This window comes from Xanthocytophaga flava, assembly GCF_030068545.1.
GTDB lineage: Bacteria > Bacteroidota > Bacteroidia > Cytophagales > 172606-1 > Xanthocytophaga > Xanthocytophaga flava.
The window spans coordinates 1-22,169 of sequence record NZ_JASJOR010000055.1 but is presented as its reverse complement, the minus strand read 5'-3'; the positions used below and the strand labels follow the sequence as shown (position 1 = coordinate 22,169).

21 protein-coding genes and 1 pseudogene are annotated in these 22,169 nt (G+C 38.7%); 8 read left to right on the top strand and 14 right to left on the bottom strand.

Annotated elements, in window-relative coordinates:
* Positions 1–10: 10 nt before the first annotated feature.
* Positions 11–817 carry an AraC family transcriptional regulator gene (locus QNI15_RS37650; RefSeq protein ID WP_314037230.1) on the bottom strand — a complete coding sequence of 269 codons (807 nt, stop codon included), beginning with the start codon at positions 815–817 and terminating at the stop codon, positions 11–13.
* A 128-nt stretch (positions 818–945) separates the two neighbouring features.
* On the opposite strand from QNI15_RS37650, the gene QNI15_RS37645 reads away from it, so the two are divergent.
* Positions 946–1,686 carry an acetolactate decarboxylase gene (locus tag QNI15_RS37645; RefSeq protein ID WP_314037228.1) on the top strand — a complete coding sequence of 247 codons (741 nt, stop codon included), beginning with the start codon at positions 946–948 and terminating at the stop codon, positions 1,684–1,686.
* A 40-nt stretch (positions 1,687–1,726) separates the two neighbouring features.
* Here the strand turns inward: QNI15_RS37645 and QNI15_RS37640 are convergent, their stop codons facing one another.
* The 6 genes from QNI15_RS37640 to QNI15_RS37615 all read right to left on the bottom strand — a co-directional run bounded on the left by QNI15_RS37640 (position 1,727) and on the right by QNI15_RS37615 (position 8,069).
* Complete coding sequence (locus QNI15_RS37640) at positions 1,727–2,923, bottom strand: DUF5009 domain-containing protein (protein WP_314037226.1); 1,197 nt, start codon at positions 2,921–2,923, stop codon at positions 1,727–1,729.
* Positions 2,920–4,020 carry a family 20 glycosylhydrolase gene (locus QNI15_RS37635; RefSeq protein ID WP_314037224.1) on the bottom strand — a complete coding sequence of 367 codons (1,101 nt, stop codon included), beginning with the start codon at positions 4,018–4,020 and terminating at the stop codon, positions 2,920–2,922. Before QNI15_RS37635 ends, QNI15_RS37640 begins: the two co-directional genes overlap by 4 nt.
* A 228-nt stretch (positions 4,021–4,248) precedes the next feature.
* Positions 4,249–6,432, bottom strand: a complete 2,184-nt coding sequence (locus QNI15_RS37630) for a xanthine dehydrogenase family protein molybdopterin-binding subunit (protein ID WP_314037222.1) — start codon at positions 6,430–6,432, stop codon at positions 4,249–4,251.
* A gap of 103 nt (positions 6,433–6,535) precedes the next feature.
* Positions 6,536–7,375 carry a prolipoprotein diacylglyceryl transferase gene (gene lgt / locus QNI15_RS37625; protein ID WP_314037220.1) on the bottom strand — a complete coding sequence of 280 codons (840 nt, stop codon included), beginning with the start codon at positions 7,373–7,375 and terminating at the stop codon, positions 6,536–6,538.
* Between the two features lie 20 nt (positions 7,376–7,395).
* On the bottom strand, positions 7,396–7,569 hold the full coding sequence (locus tag QNI15_RS37620) for a hypothetical protein (protein WP_314037218.1): 174 nt from the start codon (positions 7,567–7,569) through the stop codon (positions 7,396–7,398).
* Positions 7,566–8,069, bottom strand: a complete 504-nt coding sequence (locus tag QNI15_RS37615; RefSeq protein WP_313987951.1) for an RNA polymerase sigma factor — start codon at positions 8,067–8,069, stop codon at positions 7,566–7,568. Before QNI15_RS37615 ends, QNI15_RS37620 begins: the two co-directional genes overlap by 4 nt.
* A gap of 91 nt (positions 8,070–8,160) precedes the next feature.
* On the opposite strand from QNI15_RS37615, the gene QNI15_RS37610 reads away from it, so the two are divergent.
* The 3 genes from QNI15_RS37610 to QNI15_RS37600 all read left to right on the top strand — a co-directional run bounded on the left by QNI15_RS37610 (position 8,161) and on the right by QNI15_RS37600 (position 12,724).
* Positions 8,161–9,042, top strand: a complete 882-nt coding sequence (locus QNI15_RS37610) for a hypothetical protein (RefSeq protein WP_314037216.1) — start codon at positions 8,161–8,163, stop codon at positions 9,040–9,042.
* An 81-nt stretch (positions 9,043–9,123) separates the two neighbouring features.
* Positions 9,124–9,525, top strand: coding sequence for an OsmC family protein (locus QNI15_RS37605; protein ID WP_314037214.1), 402 nt, complete (start codon positions 9,124–9,126; stop codon positions 9,523–9,525).
* Positions 9,526–10,114: 589 nt separating this feature from the next.
* The gene (locus tag QNI15_RS37600; protein ID WP_314037213.1) at positions 10,115–12,724 is read left to right on the top strand and encodes an ABC transporter permease; all 2,610 of its coding nucleotides are present in this window, start codon (positions 10,115–10,117) and stop codon (positions 12,722–12,724) included.
* Between the two features lie 26 nt (positions 12,725–12,750).
* Here QNI15_RS37600 and QNI15_RS37595 read toward each other — a convergent pair whose 3' ends face one another.
* From QNI15_RS37595 to QNI15_RS37585, 3 genes are all read right to left on the bottom strand, one after another.
* On the bottom strand, positions 12,751–14,043 hold the full coding sequence (locus QNI15_RS37595; protein ID WP_314037211.1) for a cytochrome c: 1,293 nt from the start codon (positions 14,041–14,043) through the stop codon (positions 12,751–12,753).
* A 59-nt stretch (positions 14,044–14,102) separates the two neighbouring features.
* Positions 14,103–15,722 carry a M81 family metallopeptidase gene (locus tag QNI15_RS37590; protein WP_314037209.1) on the bottom strand — a complete coding sequence of 540 codons (1,620 nt, stop codon included), beginning with the start codon at positions 15,720–15,722 and terminating at the stop codon, positions 14,103–14,105.
* A 178-nt stretch (positions 15,723–15,900) separates the two neighbouring features.
* Complete coding sequence (locus QNI15_RS37585; RefSeq protein WP_314037207.1) at positions 15,901–16,560, bottom strand: hypothetical protein; 660 nt, start codon at positions 16,558–16,560, stop codon at positions 15,901–15,903.
* An 80-nt stretch (positions 16,561–16,640) separates the two neighbouring features.
* On the opposite strand from QNI15_RS37585, the gene QNI15_RS37580 reads away from it, so the two are divergent.
* Positions 16,641–17,738 carry a tyrosine-type recombinase/integrase gene (locus QNI15_RS37580; protein ID WP_314037205.1) on the top strand — a complete coding sequence of 366 codons (1,098 nt, stop codon included), beginning with the start codon at positions 16,641–16,643 and terminating at the stop codon, positions 17,736–17,738.
* A gap of 85 nt (positions 17,739–17,823) precedes the next feature.
* Positions 17,824–18,390 (top strand): RHS repeat domain-containing protein, encoded by a 567-nt coding sequence (locus tag QNI15_RS37575; RefSeq protein WP_314037232.1) that lies wholly within the window; start codon positions 17,824–17,826, stop codon positions 18,388–18,390.
* 25 nt (positions 18,391–18,415) lie between these two features.
* On the opposite strand, the gene QNI15_RS37570 is transcribed toward QNI15_RS37575, so the two are convergent.
* Positions 18,416–19,024: an IS630 family transposase gene (locus QNI15_RS37570; protein WP_314037203.1), complete on the bottom strand. Its 609-nt coding sequence runs from the start codon at positions 19,022–19,024 to the stop codon at positions 18,416–18,418.
* Positions 18,999–19,433 carry a helix-turn-helix domain-containing protein gene (locus QNI15_RS37565; protein WP_314037199.1) on the bottom strand — a complete coding sequence of 145 codons (435 nt, stop codon included), beginning with the start codon at positions 19,431–19,433 and terminating at the stop codon, positions 18,999–19,001. The genes QNI15_RS37570 and QNI15_RS37565 overlap by 26 nt, the downstream gene beginning before the upstream one ends.
* A gap of 70 nt (positions 19,434–19,503) precedes the next feature.
* On the opposite strand from QNI15_RS37565, the gene QNI15_RS37560 reads away from it, so the two are divergent.
* Both QNI15_RS37560 and QNI15_RS37555 read left to right on the top strand, forming a co-directional pair.
* Positions 19,504–19,893 (top strand): hypothetical protein, encoded by a 390-nt coding sequence (locus tag QNI15_RS37560; protein WP_314037197.1) that lies wholly within the window; start codon positions 19,504–19,506, stop codon positions 19,891–19,893.
* A 7-nt stretch (positions 19,894–19,900) separates the two neighbouring features.
* A complete protein-coding gene (locus tag QNI15_RS37555) occupies positions 19,901–20,416 on the top strand; it encodes a hypothetical protein (RefSeq protein WP_314037195.1) in 516 nt (171 codons plus the stop codon).
* 593 nt (positions 20,417–21,009) lie between these two features.
* On the opposite strand, the pseudogene QNI15_RS39050 reads toward QNI15_RS37555, so the two are convergent.
* Both QNI15_RS39050 and QNI15_RS37550 read right to left on the bottom strand, forming a co-directional pair.
* Positions 21,010–21,105, bottom strand: a pseudogene (locus tag QNI15_RS39050) (hypothetical protein); the annotation flags it as partial.
* 255 nt (positions 21,106–21,360) lie between these two features.
* Positions 21,361–22,169 (bottom strand): transposase (locus QNI15_RS37550; protein WP_314037193.1); only part of this gene is annotated, 809 nt, incomplete at its 5' end.

Here is a 22,169-nt window from a genome sequence, read left to right as displayed (position 1 = left end):
ATAAATCTTTCTAGTTCTGGTCTTGTAAAATATTGCAGGCATTCTGATATGTCATAGGAGGGACGCCAACATAGTATTTGAAATAATTGGTGAAATGACTCTGATCATAGAATCCTGTTTCCAATGCAGCTTCTACTACAGGATAGCCACTTTTTAACAGTGATTTGGCTTTTTCAATACGCTGAAGAATAATATAAGCAATAGGGGACAAACCTGTATGTTTCTGAAATAAACGTAACAGCTTGAATTTGTTTAAGCCCGCCTGATTCGCTAAAAGATCCAATGAAATTTTTTCCTCAAGATGTTCATGGATATACATCTGTAATTCTCTGACTATTGTGGCAGATTCATACTTTTCTTCTTCTGGTTTGTCCACTGCGTACCTGGTCAGGAGCTTTTTTACTATTTCCTGTAGTGCACCTATAGGTGCAGGCGATTGATTCCCAAAAGCTTGTGTGATTTGTTGGAATGAAGTGTATAGCTCCGGATCTGATATTACAGACATCTCAAAATAAATGGGTTGAGATGCATGGAGTGATTTTAACAGATCCGGACTTATGTAAAAAGTTTTGAATGAATAACCTGATTCATGTACAAGTTCATTCGTATGTAACTTATCCGGAGGTGTGAGATGAATAGTGCCGGGTGTTGCCAATATATTGTTTTCACTGAAAGTGCCCTGATCAATCAAAGACAGACAGAAGGTATTATGGCTGTGGGCTGGAAAACTATCTGTATATTCTTTTGCTATCAATAACTCCAGATTATCCAGTGTTGAGAGTCTGATTCGTTTGTACAGTGAGTTTTGAGTTTTCATAGGCGTAGCACAAAGATATTATTCCTAATTAGACTCATGATACTTTTGCAGCTTATTATATAAAAGGGAATTAGCTGGTCTGGTTTTTTAGTTGGTTTGGATGCACTACGGTATAAAACTGATGTATTATGATTCGAATCATCCCTTTACTTCTGATCACTATGATCTCAGCAACTATTTCTGCAGATAAGCCTGATGGCATACATTATATTTCATTGAATCGGGCCATTCGTTTGGGGCAGTATGATGGTGTAACAACTGCCAAAGAGCTAAAATCTTATGGCGATTTTGGCTTGGGAAGCGAAGAAAAGGTAGCTAGTGAATTGGTTATTCTGGATGGAGTAGCTTATTCCATTCCTGCCGATGGCAAAGCGAAGGTAATGCCTGATCAGGCTAAAATTGCTTTTTCTGCTATCAAGTTTTTCAAAACAGACAAACAAGTAAAGATAAATAAGGCATTTTCGCTAAAGGAGCTGGAACAGTATCTGGACTCGCTGATTGTAAAGAATACTTTTGCTGCTATAAAAATAAGTGGAGAGTTTGCCTCTATTACCTTTACCAGTTATCACAAGCAGGAGAAACCCTACAAACCCATTGAGCAAGTGCCTGTAAGTGAGTTTACACATACGAAAATGAAAGGTACTATTGTTGGCTTTTTTACACCAGAATCGGCAGCTGTATTAAATAGCCCGACCTATCACTTTCATTTTATCGATCAGGCTCGCACAACGGGTGGACATGTACAGGATTGTGTGATTGGGAATGTTGAGATTGAACTGGACTATACCAGAAGTTTTACAGCCGACCTGGCAGATCCTGCTATATTGCAACATATAGATTTGAATAAACCTATAGAAGCAGAAAAATAAGTAATGCCGGACTTTATGGCGGTCCGGCATTGTGTGAAGATTAAATCTTCAGCTTTATTTTTAGTTTGCCCAGTAATGCAGTGATTCCAATGATAATAAATGCATAAATCATGGATTTGATCAAACCTAAGGCTCCTGTTTTGAAGATAATTGGAATCACAAAGCCATATAGTGCTGCTATGGCATAATACCAGTAGGGAATCAGATAGCAGGTTAGGGTACTCGTTCCTGCTGGTTTAATTATATCAAACCAATGAGCTTTTTTCTTTAAATCTACCAGCCAATAGATTATAGTGTAAAAAAGAAAAGCAATACCACTACATAGGAAGATCCAGGTAGGAGTTGCGTGAATTTTGGAGATAATAAAAAACTTTCTGAAGATAAGTCCCAGAACAATAAGTCCAACTCCGATTATCGGATAAATAATCAATAATTTTTTATTTTCTGTACTGGAATAATATTTCTCCAATAATAGTGTGGCAATCATACCAGCAAAGGTAAAGCAATGAAATGCGCCTGCTCCAGGTATCCAGCCAAATACATCACTCAGATGTGCTGCTTCCAGCCAGTGTGCATGATCGGCTATGTTCAATAATGTGAATAATCCCCATACTACAGGAATGAGTATAGGTTTGCGCCATATGAATACATAAATAATGGCACTACCCAGATAGGCCCAGCCAATTAATCCCAGAATGCCCCACCATTGAGTCCGAAACCCAACAATCTGATTATCTGCATTACCCCGAAAAATTATTGCTAACCAGACTAGCAGACAAACTCCGATAACCTGTAAAGCTATGAACAGGTATTTTTTCCAGTCAGTTGCTTTAGGATATACATTCCAGATCAGAAAGAAACCCAAAACCATCAGAATGATATAATATTCCTGACGCATACCTGTGGCTTCTGGATTCAGATCAGGACTATTGACTGTGAATACACCCATTACAAGTAATGCAATGGAACGGATCACAATGTGTTTAATCAATTGAAAGTTGGAATCCCCTTTGGATATACGGTTTTGAATAGCAAAGGGAATAGACATACCTACAATTACCAGAAAGCAAGGGAATACAACATCGGATAGCCCCAGAAAATCTACATCAGCCTGCGAATGTTCTAACCATTGGGGAATATCTTTCAATGTCCAGAAGTCATTGACAAAGATCATAAGCAGCATGGTCAGTGCCCTAAATACGTCAATAGACAATACACGCATATTTGTTACTTTCATTTGCCTAGTTGCGTGATTTCGTTGTACATAGTTCTGAAACAATTGGAAGCTGTATTTCCACTAACATTGGAGTTAGTAGCTTGTCCGTAATATTCATCCAGAAACTGGCCCGCACTTGACCATACAGTTTGCATCATGCCCTGATACCGATCTTTCATTTCCGGTGTAGAGGATGCCCGGAACCGTACCATATCCTGTGTCTGCAATACGGCAAACTTAGGCATTCTCCATGGGCAGGTAATAACCTGAAGCCCTTTCATTGCAAACAATACGGGTGTTTGATCCGGGCGTTCATAATGCCAGTCGCAGATCATAACATCTTTTGGTATCAAATCGATAGCCTTGTATGTATTGTTATAACTGGCTTCCCACATTCCCAGTCCGGTAGTTTTGCCATCCAGTAAACGATCTCCCCAGATCCAGAGCTTACGGTTTTTCTGTGCCAAATGATCCCGTATGGTTCGTACCTCTCCTGCGAAGAGTTCTGCCTTGTCACGACCTGCACAACGAGGACATTTGTCATCTCCCAGGTAGAACACTTCATCCATACCTGCATGAAAGGCATTGGAGCCAAATACATCACACATTTCATCTACTATATCAAACACTATAGTATGAACTGTTGGATGTAACGGGCAATAGCTTTTGCAATACAATCCATCCGGATTAGGCCATTGGTATTTGGCTGGCATCTGGACATGTGGCGTTTCGTCAAACTCAGGATATTTTTTTAGCAGGTTATGCGTTGTGTTTGCCCATGACTGATGACCTAATAAATTGATCTGAGGAATAATAGTAATGTTGTTTTTCCGGCAAGCTGCCACCATCTTTTTTACCTCCTTTTTTGATAAGGCAATACTATCTCTCAGCTCCGGATGACTTTCGTATTGGTAGTTGAAATCGACTCGTAGAATGAGTGTGTTAACTTTTCGAGGAGCTAGTTCTTCATTGATGAATTTTATAAACCGGTCTACATCTTTTGGTTGAGGGGCTCCAATACAAAAACCTCTTACAGGCAGAAGAGTATCAAGCTTTGCCTGAGAATATAAGGGCAAAGAGAGCAGAAAATAGAAAATAATGAATAGAGGTTTGTTCATGGGTTATGTTAGAAATAGAGTTATAAGAAGGAAGGTTTGGATTTATAGTGTATAAACGGGAGGAGGTGTGAGATATAATATCAAGGAGAGAAATTTATATTATCAGTGTGTTTAAACAGAATATAGTTGGCTTGCATTACCGAATAGATAATCTGACAGCCAAAATAAATGGCTTGCGTTTTCTTTTGAAAACGCAAGCCAGAAAGTCATAAATAAGTTTTGTATGTCCTAGACCGTATCTAAATCGAAAGGTAGTTTGCGGATGCGTTTACCTGTGGCAGCAAATACTGCATTGGCTAGAGCAGGTGCAAGCGGAGGTAAGCCCGGCTCACCCACACCATCAGGCTTTTCGACACTTGGAACAAGATGTACCTCAATAGAAGGTATTTCACTCATACGCATCATACGATAATTATCAAAGTTCGTTTGTTGTGGTACTCCATCTTTAAATGTAATAGAATCCCGGAGAGCAGCCATCAATGCCATGACAGTTGCTCCTTCTACTTGTGATTTAACATTATCCGGATTGACTGCTGTACCACAATCAATAGCTACCACAATTTTTTCTATCTGAAGGCCACCTGTAGGTTTTTTGGAGACAAAAACTACATGGCCTGCTCTTCCTGCAAAAAACTCCCAGGCTGCTACACCTTTGCCCCATCCCTTAGGAAGAGGTTTGTCCCAACCACTTTTATCCCAAAGAAAAGTATAAAGAGATTTCATCCGAAGGTTTTTCTGGATCATACCAATACGAAAATCCAACGGATCTTTTTTGGCTGTATGTGCTAGCTCGTCAATAAAACATTCGTGAGCAAACGCGGTAGTTGTAGAGTACACCGCCCGCCACCAGCCAATAGGAAGAGTCGTTTCTGCAAAAATATTCTGATAACTGATATTGGGTATTTCATAACTACTTTCCTTAATGCCTTCCATCGCTCCGTCATCTTGTCGCTGTTTGGGGTCTTTGCTACCAAACATGTTGTCCATAATAGAAGGGGCTACTACTTTATGCTGCAAGGCAATCACTTTGCCACTGGCATCCAATCCTCCCTTGAAGCTACTAACTGTTCCGGGACGGAATGGACCTCCTGTCATATCATCCTCTCTTGTCCATACTACTTTCACAGGAGCGTTGGCCTGTTTGGAAATATAGGCTGCTTCCATGATTGCATCTGCGAACAACCGACGGCCAAATCCGCCACCAAGAAATGTGATATTGAGTGTAATATTCTCTTCCGGAATTTTCAGATACTCTGCCAGTTCTTTCTTAGCGGAATCCGGAATCTGGGTTGGAGCCCATATATCTATTTTGTTTCCCTGTACCCAAGCCACACAGTTCTGTGGTTCCATTGGTGCATGAGCTGCAAAGGGAAGTTCATAAATAGCTTCTACTTTTTTAGACGCTTTGGCAAAACCTGCTGCAAAGTCTCCCTCTTTTCGTGCTGTTACTCCTTCTGTTTTTGTCAGTTCACGAAGCTGAGTATATTGCTGGTCTGTATTGACTTTGTCTACATCTTTTGTATTCCACTCTACCTTAAGCGCTTTCTTACCCTGTAGGGCTGCCCAATAGTTGTCTGCCAGTACGGCAATCCCATATAGTTTATGATTATTAAGCTTTCGCTCTGCCTGAATCACTTGTTTTACTCCTGCAATTTTTTTGGTTTCTGTATCATCGATGTTCTTTACTGTGCCGTGAAATACAGGAGAACGCAATACAGATACATACAGCATACCCGGAACTTTGACATCAATCCCAAACTGAGCTGTGCCATTCACTTTCAATGGTATATCCGGGCGGGCAATCTTTTGACCTACCAGTTTAAAATCTTTCGGATCTTTGAGTTTGGGTTCTTTAGGCACCTGGAGTTTAGCAGCTTCTTCCACCAACTCTCCATAAGGTAAACTTTTGTTTGAGGGTTTATGATACACCTTTGCTTCTTTGGCATAACACTCACTTACTGGTACTTTCCAGGTGTTGGCCGCTGCCTGAGTCAGCATTTCACGAGCGGCTGCGCCTGCCTTACGCAGATCCATCCATGAACCCCGCACACTATAACTGCCACCTACAGACATATCACCGTACTTTTTCTCAACCTTTGCCATACGAATCTGCACCTGATCGAGAGTAACTTCCAACTCTTCTGCTATAATCAGAGGCATTGACTGCCAGCTGCCTTGTCCCATCTCTGGTTTATGCGCCATCAGAATTATTTTACCATCTGAGTTGATGATAATAAACGGATTTAACTCTCTACCTGTTATAGCATCTTCACTCAGGTTTGTAAGTTGGGAAGCTGCCTGTGCTTCTTTGCCTTTACAATCGGTTAATGAAAAACCAAGTACGAGCATAGCGCCTGTACTTCCTGTAAGCTGTAAAAAAGCGCGTCGGTTGATCGGTTCGGAGGTCTTCATGGTGAGCAACGTTAGATCTGAAAGAGGAAAGATAGCTAAAAATGAAAGTATGTCAAACAGATCTTATACGAAAGGATGTGAACCCATGATTCAAGCCAGGAACTTAAGTAGAAATAGAGGATTTGTGACGATTTATCAGAAAAAGAATAACAATACCCATAATAATAGCAGGGATGCTTAAAATCTGGCCCATGTTCAGGACCTGGTTATTTTCAAAATCTGTCTGGTTATTTTTTAAGAATTCAATAAAAAATCGGAATCCAAAAAGCAGTATCAATGTTAGACCTGAGATGAAGCCATAAGGTAATACATGACGTTTGTATCTCCACAATAGAAAGGTACCTGCAAACAGAGAGAGATAAAATAGTGCTTCGTATATCTGTGTAGGATGACGTGGGACGAGCGGTAATAAGGATGGGTCGGTTTCTCGTATAAATACAAATCCCCAGGGTAGTGTAGTAGGAGTACCATAGATTTCAGAGTTAAACAAATTTCCTATTCGAATGAAAGTACATCCTAATGTGACGGGAATAATTAGTCTGTCCATTACCCATAAGAAGGGCTGCTCCGGTTTTTTCTTTGTGTACAGATAGATGGCTACGATTATCGCAAGTGTGGCTCCATGGCTGGCAAGTCCCCGGAAGGGTGGAATAAGTAAAACCAATAGCCACTCTGTGGGATTAGATAGCAGTAAAGGCCATTCATAGAACAGAAAGTGTCCTAACCGAGCTCCGATAATTGTGGCAATACTGATATAAATAGTCAGAGACTGCACATCAGTGGCAGGTTTCTGCTCCTTTTTGAAAATATAAAACAGAATCTGTTGACCTAGTATAAACCCTGACGTAAACAATAATCCATACCAGGCAAGGGGTAATGTCAAATCTCCAACAGTAAGCGTATAGATTTCAGGAGAGATATTCCACTCAATAAACGAATACATAAATGATAGTATAAAGAATGTTAACAACCTGTGACAGTTATCAATAAAATTGTCATACAGAAGTTGAGTAGCCAGGGATAGGCTGTTGTATTTTGTTGAATAATCCTGGCAATTTCTGAATCTGTCCAATGTAATTGTTCACCTGTTTGTTCTTTATAGGATTCCCACAGGGGTTTTAGCTCTTCAAGATTCATGTAGCTGATAATTTTAATAGTTTAAACAGGCGAACTTTGATTCTGTTGATGCGTGTGCTGACGTTAGTCCTGCTCATTTTTAGCAGATGTGCCATTTCATCATAGCTATGTTCATCAAGATATAACATGATAACCGCTTTGTCCACTTCTGATAGTTGACTAATTGCCTGATACAAATTCTCAATAGATGTTTCTAAGCCGGAGGTTTCCGATTCCGGAATCTGAAGAATCGCTTCTGATAAAGATTGTCTGCCAGGTTTATTTTTTTCTTTGCGTAATCTGGAAAATATAGTGTTAAGGGCAATCCGATAGATCCAGGTAGAAGCTTTGGACTGAAATTTAAATGCAGGGTAAGACTTCCAGAGTTGTAGCACAATCTCCTGAAATACATCTTTTCTATCATCCACAGATACAAAGTAAAGTGAGCAAATACTGTGAATCAGTTTCTGCTGAGAAGAGATCAACTCGATAAACTCTTTTTGCAATTTGTCTTGAGCCACGTTGCTACTTGGTAATGGTTTATCTGATTAGTCGTTTAGATGATCAAAAAGTCACACTTGGGCCTTAATTTATTCAGAAAAGTAAGTAAATATGTGTAAACGTTCTGAAAAGACTAATGTGATAATGATACGAAGCTGTTTTGTCTTATTGCTACTAGGACAGTTTATCTCCTGCTCTTCACTGGATAGGTCCACTTCTATTCCTTTCAAATCGAAAGCTATTTCATTTGATCCTCCTGCAGATGAATTTAAATATGGTGAGCGATTATTACTAGATAAAATCCCACTAACAATTATCCGAAAACATAAAATCAAATCTGTCACTCAGGAAAGGGTATCCATTGATGAGGCTAAAGAAAATGTTATTTTTTCGTTCATAGAGAAATTTGATAAAAATGGGCATAAAATCTATGAACGATGGTCTGCTTGGAGTGGAGGGCCTAACTATAAATATGAGTCGGATGGTGACAACAAACTTTTATCTGTAGCACTAATTGACTCAACTGGTAATATGTTAGGAGAGATTAAGTATACCTATAGCAAACAAGGAAAATTACGAAAGATTGGCGATTATAAGTTAGAGTACTACGTGAATGGTTTAGTAAAAAGTGTAGAAGATAAAAGTGAAATAGAGCTGTATAAGTATGATAAGAATGGCAATCTGGTTCATATCAACTTTGATATAAAACCTGGTACTGCTGCTTGTGGAAATCGAATTACGGAGTGGAAAGGTGAATATAATAATCAGAATCAACTAATTAAAGAGTATAGAGTAGGTTTTCCTGATCATATTATAAACGACATTCACTATTCAGAAACGGGTACTATCATTTACATGAACACCATCTCAAATTTTGAGAACCATACTCATGTAGATTATAGGTATAGGGCAGGTCTTTTAACCGAACGAAAAACCTCTGATAAGAAAGGAAAACTTCTATTTATAGAGAGATATACCTATGAGACATATTAGCTTTAGTTAAAGTTATTAGTATTTATTTGATAGTTAGATAGTTATGGTTATTTTGCGAGTAAGCCAAATCTATCCTGCCTTATGATCATTTCTGCTACTATCAGGAACAGTAATCAGGAAAATGATATTACAGTTTCTACAAACACTAATACCAAAGAGGTTTCTATTCCAGGCAAGGCAGACGGCCGTGGTTCTTCTGTCAATGGGGGAGAACTTTTGTTTCTAGCTCTGGCCACTTGTTTTTGCAATGATGTGTACAGAGAGGCTTCCCGAAGAGAGATGCAGATAGAGCTGGTCGAAGTGACGGTTTCCGGAGAGTTTGGTAAGGAAGGAGAAGCTGGCTCAAATATCACATACACTGCCATTATTCAATCCTCCAATAGTTCTGCTGAGCAAATTAAAGACTTGATTTTGCATGTGGATAAAGTGGCTGAAATACATAATACATTGCGAAAAGGTGTAAGCGTTTCACTGAAAGAATAACTTAGCACTTGTTGAGTCTTGTAAATAGATCTATTTCAGGGGTTGGATATTGCGTCAAATACCTGTTTTCTAAAATGCGTATTTACACTCTTTCATCTGGACTGCAGGCTTGATAAATTTGTCTTCATCATGGTGCTATTCAACGGTCTCATGAAAGATTATTTATATGTAGCCTAACACCTGCCAATCAGGAATAAACAAACATTTTTTGTAGGTGGAATACTTATTAGCTTGATTATTCCTGATTGTTTTTAGTAAAGATATTTTCGTCTTTGTTAATCATAGTTATACAACCTAAAGGCCTCGCTGTTTCAGTGAGGCCTTTGTGATATAATAGTCTGATTACTCCTGTTTTAAAACGGACATTTACTGTCCAATACCGGACACATTTTAGTGCTCTATATTCTTAAAAACCTCCTTTTTAGCCCTGTTTGTAAGCTTTTTCTTTTTGGCAGACCATTTGTTATACATTTACATAACTAATGGTGTTGCCTGGGGAAAGAAGCCTGGTATTCGGTTTTGTTGGATAGTTGTTTAACTCTAGGCTCTGACCTTAACAAGTGCACTCTGATTTTTATCTCACTATAATATGAAACCGAAGTCTGTTGTGCAGCCACCACGCTGGGCTACCCGCTTATTACATATTTTTTGTCCTTCTCACTTGCTTGAGGAGGTAGAGGGAGATCTGGAAGAATTGTTTGAGCAGCGCATTCAACATATGGGGCAGACACAGGCCAGATTACGATATGTGACAGATGTATTGAGCCTGATGAGACCATCTGTCATTAAACAATCTAAAGAACGTTCCACTATATTCTATACCAATATGCTTCGAAATTACTTGACTATTGCTTTTCGCAATCTCACCAAACAAAAGGGCTACTCCTTTATTAATATTACAGGTCTGGCAACAGGCATGGCAGTTGCGATACTGATCGGACTCTGGATATATGATGAACTTTCGTTTAATAAACAATTCAAGAACCATGAACGGATTGCTCAGGTCTGGCAGTTTGTTTCGTTCTCAGCCGAAAAATCTGCCTATGATGTAATGCCCATTCCGTTAGGGGACGAATTACGTGAGAAATATTCGGATTTTGAAGCAGTGAGTCTGGCTGTTAGACGAGGTGCAATCTTAGCCTCTGGGGAGAATCAAATAGCCAGGCAGGGGAGATATACAGAGCCTGATTTTATACAGATGATGTCTGTTCCGGTTGTGAAAGGTACACGCTTTACCGCTAAAGATGTGCATGTTATCTTGCTGTCTGAGTCTACTGCACAGGCGATGTTTGGGACTGGCGATCCTATTAATCAAGTTGTGAAGATAAGCAACAAAGAAACGGTAAAGGTGATTGGTGTATACAAAGACTTTCCTTATAACAGTGATTTTTATGAGGCATCGTTTCTGGCTCCCTGGAATCTGCTTCTGTCAACAGATGAAGGGACAAAGCGAGCAAAAGATCAATGGGATGAAAATTCCTATCTAATCTATGCCCAACTGAAACCCGGAGCAGATTTCGATCAGGTGTCTGCCAAAATAAAAGACATTCGTATGCGAAAGGATAACCCTCCAGCGTATAAACCTGAGTTTTATCTGTATCCCATGGACAAGTGGCATCTCTACTCTGACTTTGAAGATGGTGTGATTGTGGGAGGACTCATTGAATTTGTATGGTTGTTTGGGATTATCGGAGCGTTTGTTCTATTACTTGCCTGTATCAATTTTATGAATTTGTCCACTGCACGTAGTGAGAAGAGAGCAAGAGAAGTGGGTATTCGGAAAGCGATTGGTTCTGTTCGGGGACAACTTATTGTCCAGTTTTTCTGTGAATCTCTGTTACTATCCTTACTGGCCTTTGTATTAGCATTGGCGATTGTGTTGTTTGCATTGCCATTGTTTAATCAGATTGCCGACAAGCGGATGACTATTCTCTGGCTGAATCCCTGGTTCTGGTTAGTGGGAATTGGCTTCAGTGTATTTACCGGATTGATAGCAGGAAGCTATCCGGCTTTATATCTGTCCTCCTTTAATCCGGTTAAAGTCTTAAAGGGAACGTTTCGGGCTGGGCGCTGGTCTGCTATTCCCCGTCAGGTATTGGTTTCCTTTCAGTTTACGGTTTCCATACTATTAATCATTGGGACGATTATTGTTTTTCGTCAGATCGAACATGCAAAAGATCGGCCTGTGGGATATACCCGCAATGGACTTATTGAAGTGAGTATGAATACACCGGATCTACATGGACATTATGCTGCTTTGCGAACCGATCTGAAAAATACAGGTGTGGTTGCTGAAATGGCTGAAGCAAATGCACCTATTACTGTACAATATGGAGGCACAACAGATATATCATGGAATGGGAAAACACCGGATATGCATCCGTTGGTAATGGTGAACCAGGTGACACATGAATATGGAAAAACTATTGACTGGCAAATCAAGGAAGGCCGTGATTTTTCCAGAGAGTATTCTACGGATTCGTCTGCTGTTATTTTGAATGAGGAAGCAGCAAAACTCATGAATTTCAAACATCCGATAGGGGAGAGGGTAAAATCAAGTGGGAAGGAATTTATTGTGATCGGAGTAATTAAAAATCTGATTAAACAATCTCCTTTTGAATCACCTGACCCTTCCGTTTTTATAGTGAATTACCGGGCAGCTAGTATTATTACTATTAAACTAGCACCTCAATCAAATGCTGCAGATGCAATTTCTCATATAGAAGACGTTTTTCGAAAGTATAACCCATCTGCTCCCTTTGAATACAAGTTTGTAGATGAAGAGTATGCCCGGAAGTTTTCGCATGAAGAACGTATTGGTAAGCTGGCGGGTATATTTGCCAGTCTGGCTGTATTAATCAGTGTACTGGGATTATTTGGCCTGGCTTCTTTTGTTGCTGAACAACGCACCAAGGAAATTGGTATCCGAAAAATATTAGGGGCTACAATGGGCAGTCTCTGGCAGTTATTAACCAAAGAGTTTGTCGTGTTGGTACTCATTTCATTTGTCATTGCCACGCCAATTAGCTGGTATTTTCTTAGCAAGTGGTTGCAATACTATGAATACCGTACCTCTATTTCCTGGTGGATTTTTGTTGTTACTGGTGCAGGTGCCTTATTACTTACAATCCTGACCGTAAGTTTTCAGTCTATCAAAGCCGCATTAATTAACCCTGTACGTGCGTTACGCAGTGAATAATGTTATCTCTCATGCATCTGAATAGATTATTCAGGTGCATGGGTTTGACCAAGCATTTTCAAATACTGTATAAGTACCGGATATTGTTCTTCCGGAATGATATTTTCAAAAGCTGGCATCTGGTTATTACCAAAGGCTTGGGGCTTCTGAATATATTTCTTCAGTGTTTCCTTATCATATTTGCTGAATGCTTGTGTGAGGTCAAAAGGACTTTTACCATCAGTACCATGACAGGACTTACAGGAATAGTTTGTATATAGTTCTTTTCCTGAAGAACCATCTCGTAGGTTGGTATCTTTCCGTTTTACATTATTATCAATAGGGGGGATTGATTTGAGGTAGGCATATATTGAAGACACTTCATCCTTTGTAAGCTCTGAATACAATGGCATTGGAAACGCAAGAGCCTGATTGTTTCTCGAGATACCTTCCTGTAATGCCTTTCTGAGATCTTCCTCTGTCCAATTCGCGATACCTGTTGCATGAAAGGTAAGGTTGGGTGACTGAATAGTTTTATTGTCAGCACCTTTCATTCTGTTTCCTCCTCCCATGTATCCTTTTGATTTTTCAGGCTCAGCAATGTTCAGAGACGGATAGCTTTTGGAGTGACAATGATAACAGGCCAGATTATCTACCAGATACCTCCCTCTGCTTATTTTGTTTGCTGGTAACTCCATACTGGCTTGAGTAGGGTAAGGAAGTGGTTTGGACATACTGATACCCAATCGTCCTATGGGTGTATATTTTGTTTTACCAGGATTTCGGGCAGATGCTTTTACTAATGTATCATCTGACTGGAGGTAGGCAATGATAGTATTCAGATCTTCATCTGATATATTGGGACGTTTCATATAAGGCATCAGTTTACCTGTTCTGGAAATGCCTGTTCGTATCAGGTAAGCAAGTTCGCTGGCTGCATAACTGCCTATACCTGCTTCTGGATCTTTGGTAATGTTACTGGCATATATATGTCCGAGCATTCCGGGAGAGTCTTCGAGTTTCTTACCACTATAATCTTTGGTAGAGGCATTATAGTGACATGGGCCACATAGCAACATAGTCAACCTTTTGCCTTCTGTAATAGAGACTTGAACAGGTTTATAATTTATCTGTTCTACAGGATAGTAGAGTTTACAGGCTGTCAACAAGGTAGCACAGCAAAGTGAAAAAATACCTGGGAATGAAAAGTATCGCATAAATGTAGTGGCCTTACTATCAAATTTAAGAAAACTAATACCAGAGATATGTGAGTAATCTGTATGAAATGTGTGTTTTGTGAGATGAATTGTTTTGGTCAGTAAGAGGGGAAGGATACACATAAATGAACAAAGCTCTGCATTATACAGAGCTTTGCGAGCATAGTAAGCTAATAAGGTGATTATAACTTATCAGAAGCAGGTACCAGTTTGGCAGAAAGATCTGGAGTTTTCATATTTTTATCCAATGGGAACATTGGACGTTGGATGCGTTTATAAGGTAAACGTTCCAGATTCTGATCTACACCTCCTGGTGTAAGAGCCAGTATCCAGTCTGCACGCATGGCATATAGCTCTGGTTCCAGGTAGCCAATTTTCACTACTACGATATCGGATTGGCGAGGTGCAAGACCCAGCCGGGTAAAATCAATCTCTTTGTGGTAAGGCTTGCGCTTTTGGGTTACAATAATAGAGACACTACCTACTTTTACTACTACCTCCACCTCTGCATTGACATCGCCGCGTTCGATTGCAGTTACTGTTCCGACAAGATGTACAGGTGGTGCGTACCGGGCGTCTACTACTGCTCCTGCATATCCATCTACTTTTCCTCCCACACCTGCTTCAATGGCTTTTTTTACCAATTCAGGTCCGGGAATAGAGGCATAAATCAGAGAAGGTCCTTTTTCGGTTTTGAATGCTGGTCTTTTCAGAATTTCCTGTAATGTCCATGTTACATCTCCTGCGCCACCTGCTGTCGGATTATCACCTGAATCACTGATAAAAAAGGGATGCTTGGGACTTTTAACTGCTTTGTCCAGACTTTCTTTTAAAGAACCTGTGGGTGCTACAAAGGCAAAATCGGATCGGGCATCCCAGAAACTTTTAGCCAGCTGTTCTGCAGTATGTGTAACTTTGTCTTTATCATCACCTGTTACCATTACAACCGCATGGTTACGTGGTTCGTCTGCCCATGCATACCCTACCCATATCGCGGCATCAATAATACCCTCTTGGGATGCAGCTGGTGCAACTGCTTTGTAAATAGTTTTGGCTGGTTCAATGCGGGTACTTGTTTTCTCTCCGGGTAGTAAAACTGGAATAGGTATCCAGGCTTTATAGGTAGGTTTTCCTTTGCCACTTTCTAGTCGCTTCAGGAGATTTTCCACTGCACGTTGTTTTGTCTCCATGGCATCTTCATGTGGCGCCATACGATAACAGGTGATAAGGTCTGTATTCTGTGCTAACCGCCATGACACATTGCCATGCAAATCCATGGAGGTAGAAATCAGTGTTTTGATGCCAATAACTTTTCGGATTCTGCTAATAAAGTCTCCTTCCGGATCATCGAGGCCTACTACACTCATGGCGCCATGTATATCCAGGAAAAGACCATCATAGGGTCCGTTTTTCTGTAAGGAATCAAGTGTCTTTTGTACAAGTGACTCATAGGCTTCCCTAGTAACAGCACCACCTGGTAGTGATTTACCGAGTAATGTAGGTATCCAGACCGCTCGTTGTAGGAGGGGAGAATCTGCTTTAAAAAACGGATAGTAGGCAAAAATAGCAGCTCCATATCTGGCATGAAATGCTTCTTCATGAGTAAGTGCTGGAGAAAAAGTACTTGATTCAATCCCTAGGCCAGCAATAGCAATACGTGGTAATGCTTTCGCATGACCGTTCTCTGATTGCAGTTTTTCGGTTTGTTTGGCAGCTATGAAAGATGTATTCTGCTGAAATGAGAAAAACAAAGCAGCAGTCAGAATGAAGCTGAGAATAAGTAAAAAAGATGCGTGTTTCATTATAAAATAATGGCAAATAGATAATATAAGTAGCTTGAGGTTGGAAAATACATAAAAGCTGGGGAATATAATAAGTCAAGCAAAGGAATCTGCACGCAAACAGAATAGAAGAGAGGTAGTAATAGGAGAGAAGTCTCCTATTGCTGAAGAAATTAAGATAGTTTATAAAAGAATAGTATTATCTGAATGACACAAGTAAAGTGCCATATTTACCAATAAACAAATCCTTGTATTCTTCTACTGCTGAAAATTTAAGAGACAATGTTCCCAGGTCTGCTGTATGTCCGGGGGCTAGTACTGCTTTATAAAAATACATATAAGCAAAAAGTGCATTAAAGATCTGCATAGTAGAGTTACCCTGGTCCGGACGTCCTTTGAATGCAAACTCGGGTAGCCCAAAATTGTGGTTTCCTTTCGTTACAAACCAGATGGTGTTTTGGTCCAGAATATATTTGACACAACCTCCTGTCCAGGCAATCCATGACATGAAAGGCATGGATTTACCAACCAGCAGATCCTCTCGTTCCGATTCGATAGCCGAAAGAAAATCTATCGGGTGGGCAGTCATAGCAGATTCCTGTATAACGCCAATAGCCTGATTGTCTTCTTCCTGTAGACAGCCTATAATATGATAGAGCCGGTCATACTGAAGATATGGAGATACAGTGGTGCTACGGTAAGTAAGGAAAATATGTGCCTGACTCTGGTAAAATGTTTGTTTGGCTTCTTGTAAAAAGTGACAGACCTGCAATACTGTATCCAGAACATCTTTGGGGTACAGAAAGTATAATCCTGCCAATATGATCTGGTCTTTACCGATGTTTAGTAAAGCTGTCATTCCTGCCTGATCTGCTGAGCAGAGAATCTAATCTACTTATCTAACTCTCTCTGATTCTATTTATTCCGATTTTGTTTCCTATGCCTAAACAAGAATTTGCCTTACTTGAACTATTCGATAAATTTATTATTGAATCCAAAAATGGTAAGCGTTTGCAGAAAAACGGCAAGCGAATTAATCCTCGTACTGTAGAGCAGTATGAATACTTGAAAGGATTACTAGCTAAATTTGAAGAAAGCAAACAATTTCCTCTTCGTATCCGGTTACTTCAGAAACCAACCAAACGTGTGTTTGAAGTCGAAAAAAATTACTGGAAAAGGTTTTATCACAAATTTCTCGATTTTCTCTATCAGGATCTGGATTGTTATGATAACTATGTAGGATCTGCTGTAAAAATGTTGCGTGTTTTCTTTAATTACCTCTCAGAAACAAAGGGAATGCCCATTGGGACGTCTTATAAACAGTTTTATGTTCCAAAAGAAGATATTTCAATTGTAGTACTTAGTCCTGAGCAGCTTAATTACCTGATCTATGATAAAGCATTCGAGCAGGGTTTGTCAGCAGATATGCAGGTAGTGAAAGATATCTTTGTGTTTGGTTGTACAGTCGCCCTTCGATTTTCAGACCTTATACAGTTACAAATTCCTAATCTGGAGTTTATTAATGAGCGGTGGTATCTGAAAGTTACCTCCCAGAAAACCCAAACTTTCACACGGGTGTTATTGCCTGAATATGCCAGAGATATTGTTCTTAAATACAATAAAAAGCACAAAACCTTACTGCCTGCCTTTTCTAAAAACTACCTCAATCAGAAAGTTAAACAACTCATAGAACTGGCAGGGTGGGTACATCCGGTTGCGAAAACCCGAAATAAGCGAGGAATACCTGTGATAGTTTACAAAGAAAAACACAAGCTGCATCGTTTCTGTGATATGGTTACTACCCATACTATGCGGCGTACAGCCATCACCACTATGCTTAGTCTGGGAATGCCTGAATTTATGGTTCGCAAAATTTCCGGACATGCACCTAACAGTCGGGAGTTCTTTCGTTATGTGGCCTTAGCACAAAGTTATATGGATACAGAATTAACAATAGTTTATGATAAATTGACAAATAAAACACTTCAAACTTCCCTGGAACTGAAAACCATAAGCGATCATCTAATGGCTGGATAAAAGCATGAATAACAGATTCAAATATGTATATCTTGCAGAGATACACTTATAGTAAACAGTGCCAAATACCTGAAAAACAGAGGTAATAAGTTATTCTAATTACTATCCGTTTGGGATGGAACTACCAATACTACAATACGCTCAAAATCAGCAATATAGATTCGATTTCAATGGAAAAGAAAAAAATCAGGAATGGACCGGATATGACTTCGTTGCCAGAATGTTTGATGAGAAAATTGCTAGGTGGACTGCTGTTGACTTTAAGACCTCCGAATATGTTTTAAACTCACCTTACAGCTTCGCACTGAACAATCCCATTATGTTTATTGACCCAGACGGGAATGATATCTATGACTCAAAAGGAAATAAAGTAGAGATTGTATTTAATACTGAAACTGGTCAAATTTCTCAGATTCGGAATACAGATGATGAAAAATTGAAGGAATTAATTATGAATACATTCAGCCATTCTGAAGAAGGCCACAAGGCTATTGAAAAAATGTATGATTCTAAAATTGCTTACAAAATTACAGTCTCTTCCAAAAGAGGTATATTTCAAAATAGCAATGGTAAGTATGAAGAAGTTCTTGGTTTGAGTGGAGTACAAGACAAGAAAAATATAGAAATAGATATATATGCTTATGATAAGTAAATAGACAGAATAAAACATATACTAATTAGGAAAAATTAATTGTATAGTCAGTTCCTATTTTTGTTAGAATTTGAATAATCGCTTCTTTGAGATTGGCAAAAGACGAATAATCTGTTGGTTTGAGCCATTCATATTTGATCTTTCGCCATAAGATCTCAATCTTGTTCAAATGTGGACTATAAGCTGGTAAAAAGAAAATGAATAAGCCTTCTTCTTGCCAGGGTTCTATTTTCTCCCAAAAAGCTTTCGCTTGATGAATAGGAGAGTTATCTAACACTAAAACTGTAGGCTTTGTCAAAGTCTGTTTCCAGCTTTCAATTGATTCTATCACAAAGGCAGTATCCATCCGATTTAAGGTTTGAAAACTGGTAAATCGATTATCTGTACTTAACAGACCAAACACATTAATACGTTTAGAAAACTGAGGAATCAGATAGACTCGTTCGTTGGGGTACTGCCAGCAATAAGCCATTACAGGGGTCAGACAAAACCCACTCGCATCGGCATAAAACAGATCAATATGTCCTTGCTTTTCCAACTGTTCTATTTCTACTAAACGGGCTTGTTTGTCATGATAGTGAACAATATCTTGTTTAGGTTTTACCCATTTACGCCATCTTAACCATCTGAGCATCTCCGCTCTGATTCACCAATTTTTTTAAAAAGCGTTTTAAGGTTTTTTCCGAAAACTCTTTATTAAGTGATACTTTGAGTTCTTCTCTAACTAAAGACAGTTTTTGGGCATTAGCTTGTAGTTTTTCTTTAATCAACGCATGATCTTCTTGATTTAAGATAGCTTTACGCCCTCTACCTTTTTGATCCAGGATACCAACGATTCCTTTTTCTTCCCATCGATTAAACCACATATAAATCGTCAAGGGAAGCACCGAAAAGATTTTGGAAAGTTCTTGTACATTTTTGCCTTGATGACTTAACAACAAACACTGGCAACGCTCACGAACACTATGAGAGGGATGATTCCGATAGCCTTCCTGTAAAGTCTGAACTTCTGGCTCTGTTAAGGGTGTATATCTTTTTCGCATTCGGCTAATATATACACTTTTATTATATCTTATGTTTATTTATGTCCTAGTACTTATATCTTCAAATGATATGGAAAACTTAACCAAAGAAAATCTTCAAACTTTATCAGTGACTGACGAAAACGGAATATCAATTGATCCTGCATCATTGGATGACGTAGGGGAGAAACTAATTTCAGATGTGAAAAACAAAGAAGGGGCAAAAACTGAAGAAAGTCATCAAGGCTCACTCAAATGGATTAATGATAAAGAAGAAAAAGCTCTTAAAGAGATAACGGAAGCAGAGAAAAAAGACTCAAAACTTCGTTCTTCGCACACTTTAATTTATGAATATCGCAATGCAACTATGCGCAAACAATTTGGTGATTATAATAGTCAAACTGCCAAGGATGCAGGAGAGGCAGCTGGCAAAGAAGCTGTTATCAAAGCATATTCTCAACACAAAGAAAAAACGAAGTAGTAAAACTATGATGCGAATCCTGATATTTTTATTATGTGTGTTTGTGACTTCTAGTGGTTGCCAGCGTCTATTTTATAAAATTAAATATAGGTCTTATAGCAATACATTTCATAGTCTGAAAAACAATGTAGATATAGCTTTTATTTCTAAAATAAAGATATTCACTAATAGACAAAAAAAAGTAGTAAATAACTCTTTGACAGAAAACTTTCCTAATCAAAGCTATAGCAATAAAAATGAGACTCAACAAAGTTATTATCTCCATTGTTTAGTAAAAGGTGACAAAGGATGTGATGGTCTTTACATTTATAGGATTATTGAAAAAAGAGGGGCTTTATATGCGCAAGGTAACAAATACCAATTTCTCTATATTTCGAACGATTCAGCAGCCTTTTTTACCAATAATTTACAAGAAAATAAAAATTTACTCGAAACCCTTAAGAAACATAACTGGTATGAACAAGCAGCTGAATATGAAAAAGAAATATTAAAGAACAATATAGTATTGAGCAGATATTTTTGAAGATACATGAATCATCCCGAATTTGCTCTTCCATAAGGTCGGGCATTTTTATTGACAATCAGGATAGAAGTTATCTGTAGAAAAAGGTTCTAAGAAGCAATAATCCTTTTGGGAAAAGAGTTTGTAAGGCATCGATTCTTGCCAGTTCATTTCAACTACATATTTATAGTGAGGATAATTCTTTTTATAGTTCTGTGGAAATTGGTTGGTGAGATTTTTATGATTAACGGAAGAGATGTTTTCCTGGATATACTTCAACCATACAAAAGGATTCACATCTTCTTTCTTGCAGATGGTAAAAAAGAAATGGGAGTATATGTCAGTTTATTATTTTTTCCAACAACTAGTCGTGCTAGGTCAACTATGCTCCAGGTATGGCTTGAGTCTTTCTTCAAACCTAATATAGAGCTGAGATAAATTCCAATTATAATGAGGTATTGCCTACAGATAAAGAGTAGCATTATTAATCAAACCTGCTTTAAAACGGATACTGTTAAGGCAATTATGTTAAGCGAAAAGACTTTTTCATTTGACACAGTTGATCTTACAGTCTCACTATCGGTAATACTCCCTTTACCTCAGGATAAATCAACTCACTTCCGGATGTGGTCCAGACTCAACTTCTGAATCCGTTGATTGGTTTGATCGGTAACAAGTAAATTGTTTTCTTTATCAATGGCAATTCCTCTTACCCCACTAAACTGCCCAGGCTCTGATCCGAACTCTCCAAATTTAAATAGTAAAGCTTATGCAGAGCATATTGAAAAAACAAATAAAGTAATTTAATGAGATATCTTTTATATATTTTACTGGCTTGTTTAATAAGCCTAGATAGCTGTCAATCAAGCTTAGTAAGATCAATCTCTAGAATCGGAGAAAAAAAATTTCATGAGATCACTTTTTATAGTGAGAAAAATAATGTAGATATATTATTTCTTTCTACTCTACCCGAGGAAATTTATAAAAGATTGATGATAAGCAAATTGAATCCGTATCCATCTGATAAAAGATTGAATGCATTCACTAAAGAAATCAATAAAATCCAACGTTAATCGCTTAAGTCCTATTCGTAAAAGATCGAGGCCTTTTCTGAAAAAACTATGTTGTTTATAGCCATGCTTCTTTACCCTGATTTTTTCTATTTTCGCATGGGCATACTCTCCCATTTTTACACAAATAGCCACAGCTAAACTGACAAAAACGAGCAGTTTACTCAACTTCTCACTCGATTTCAAATGCGTGGATTCTAAATCAAACCCTCTTTGTTTAAAGGATTGAAATAAGACTTCAATACACCATCTTTTTCGATAGAGTTGACCCAATTGCCTGGCAGGCAAGGTGCCTATCAAAAATAGAAAATCCCCTTTTTCTAGCCCTTTGATCATCGAATGACAAACAATACCCTCAATAAGACAATCGTGAAAATAGCGGGTTTGCCCACTTTTTACTAACTGCTCAATTCGATAACAATCTCCGTTTCTCAAGGTAATCAAATGTGTTTTAGGTAAGCGGACACAAAAGGGTATCTGATTGTCTTTTAAGTATTTGACCCATTTGTGGCCTATGAACTCCCGATCTGCGACCAGTACACGAATTCTTTCTTTACCGATCACTTTTAGCAATGCCTCCAGTAGTTGACAACGATCAACTACATTACTATTGCCTGACTTATTATCTAACAAAAGCCAATAAAGAGGAATACCTATGGCTACATTCTTGTCCACAGCTACATTCTTGTCCACAGCTACATTCT

Bases quoted from the DNA above. Each gene is read 5' to 3' on its own strand.
- QNI15_RS37650 (WP_314037230.1), bottom strand. From the start codon at position 817: ATGAAAACTCAAAACTCACTGTACAAACGAATCAGACTCTCAACACTG.
- QNI15_RS37645 (WP_314037228.1), top strand. From the start codon at position 946: ATGATTCGAATCATCCCTTTACTTCTGATCACTATGATCTCAGCAACT.
- QNI15_RS37640 (WP_314037226.1), bottom strand. From the start codon at position 2,923: ATGAAAGTAACAAATATGCGTGTATTGTCTATTGACGTATTTAGGGCA.
- QNI15_RS37635 (WP_314037224.1), bottom strand. From the start codon at position 4,020: ATGAACAAACCTCTATTCATTATTTTCTATTTTCTGCTCTCTTTGCCC.
- QNI15_RS37630 (WP_314037222.1), bottom strand. From the start codon at position 6,432: ATGAAGACCTCCGAACCGATCAACCGACGCGCTTTTTTACAGCTTACA.
- lgt (WP_314037220.1), bottom strand. From the start codon at position 7,375: ATGTATTCGTTTATTGAGTGGAATATCTCTCCTGAAATCTATACGCTT.
- QNI15_RS37620 (WP_314037218.1), bottom strand. From the start codon at position 7,569: ATGAATCTTGAAGAGCTAAAACCCCTGTGGGAATCCTATAAAGAACAA.
- QNI15_RS37610 (WP_314037216.1), top strand. From the start codon at position 8,161: ATGTGTAAACGTTCTGAAAAGACTAATGTGATAATGATACGAAGCTGT.
- QNI15_RS37605 (WP_314037214.1), top strand. From the start codon at position 9,124: ATGATCATTTCTGCTACTATCAGGAACAGTAATCAGGAAAATGATATT.
- QNI15_RS37600 (WP_314037213.1), top strand. From the start codon at position 10,115: ATGAAACCGAAGTCTGTTGTGCAGCCACCACGCTGGGCTACCCGCTTA.
- QNI15_RS37595 (WP_314037211.1), bottom strand. From the start codon at position 14,043: ATGTGTATCCTTCCCCTCTTACTGACCAAAACAATTCATCTCACAAAA.
- QNI15_RS37590 (WP_314037209.1), bottom strand. From the start codon at position 15,722: ATGAAACACGCATCTTTTTTACTTATTCTCAGCTTCATTCTGACTGCT.
- QNI15_RS37585 (WP_314037207.1), bottom strand. From the start codon at position 16,560: ATGACAGCTTTACTAAACATCGGTAAAGACCAGATCATATTGGCAGGA.
- QNI15_RS37580 (WP_314037205.1), top strand. From the start codon at position 16,641: ATGCCTAAACAAGAATTTGCCTTACTTGAACTATTCGATAAATTTATT.
- QNI15_RS37570 (WP_314037203.1), bottom strand. From the start codon at position 19,024: ATGCTCAGATGGTTAAGATGGCGTAAATGGGTAAAACCTAAACAAGAT.
- QNI15_RS37565 (WP_314037199.1), bottom strand. From the start codon at position 19,433: ATGCGAAAAAGATATACACCCTTAACAGAGCCAGAAGTTCAGACTTTA.
- QNI15_RS37560 (WP_314037197.1), top strand. From the start codon at position 19,504: ATGGAAAACTTAACCAAAGAAAATCTTCAAACTTTATCAGTGACTGAC.
- QNI15_RS37555 (WP_314037195.1), top strand. From the start codon at position 19,901: ATGATGCGAATCCTGATATTTTTATTATGTGTGTTTGTGACTTCTAGT.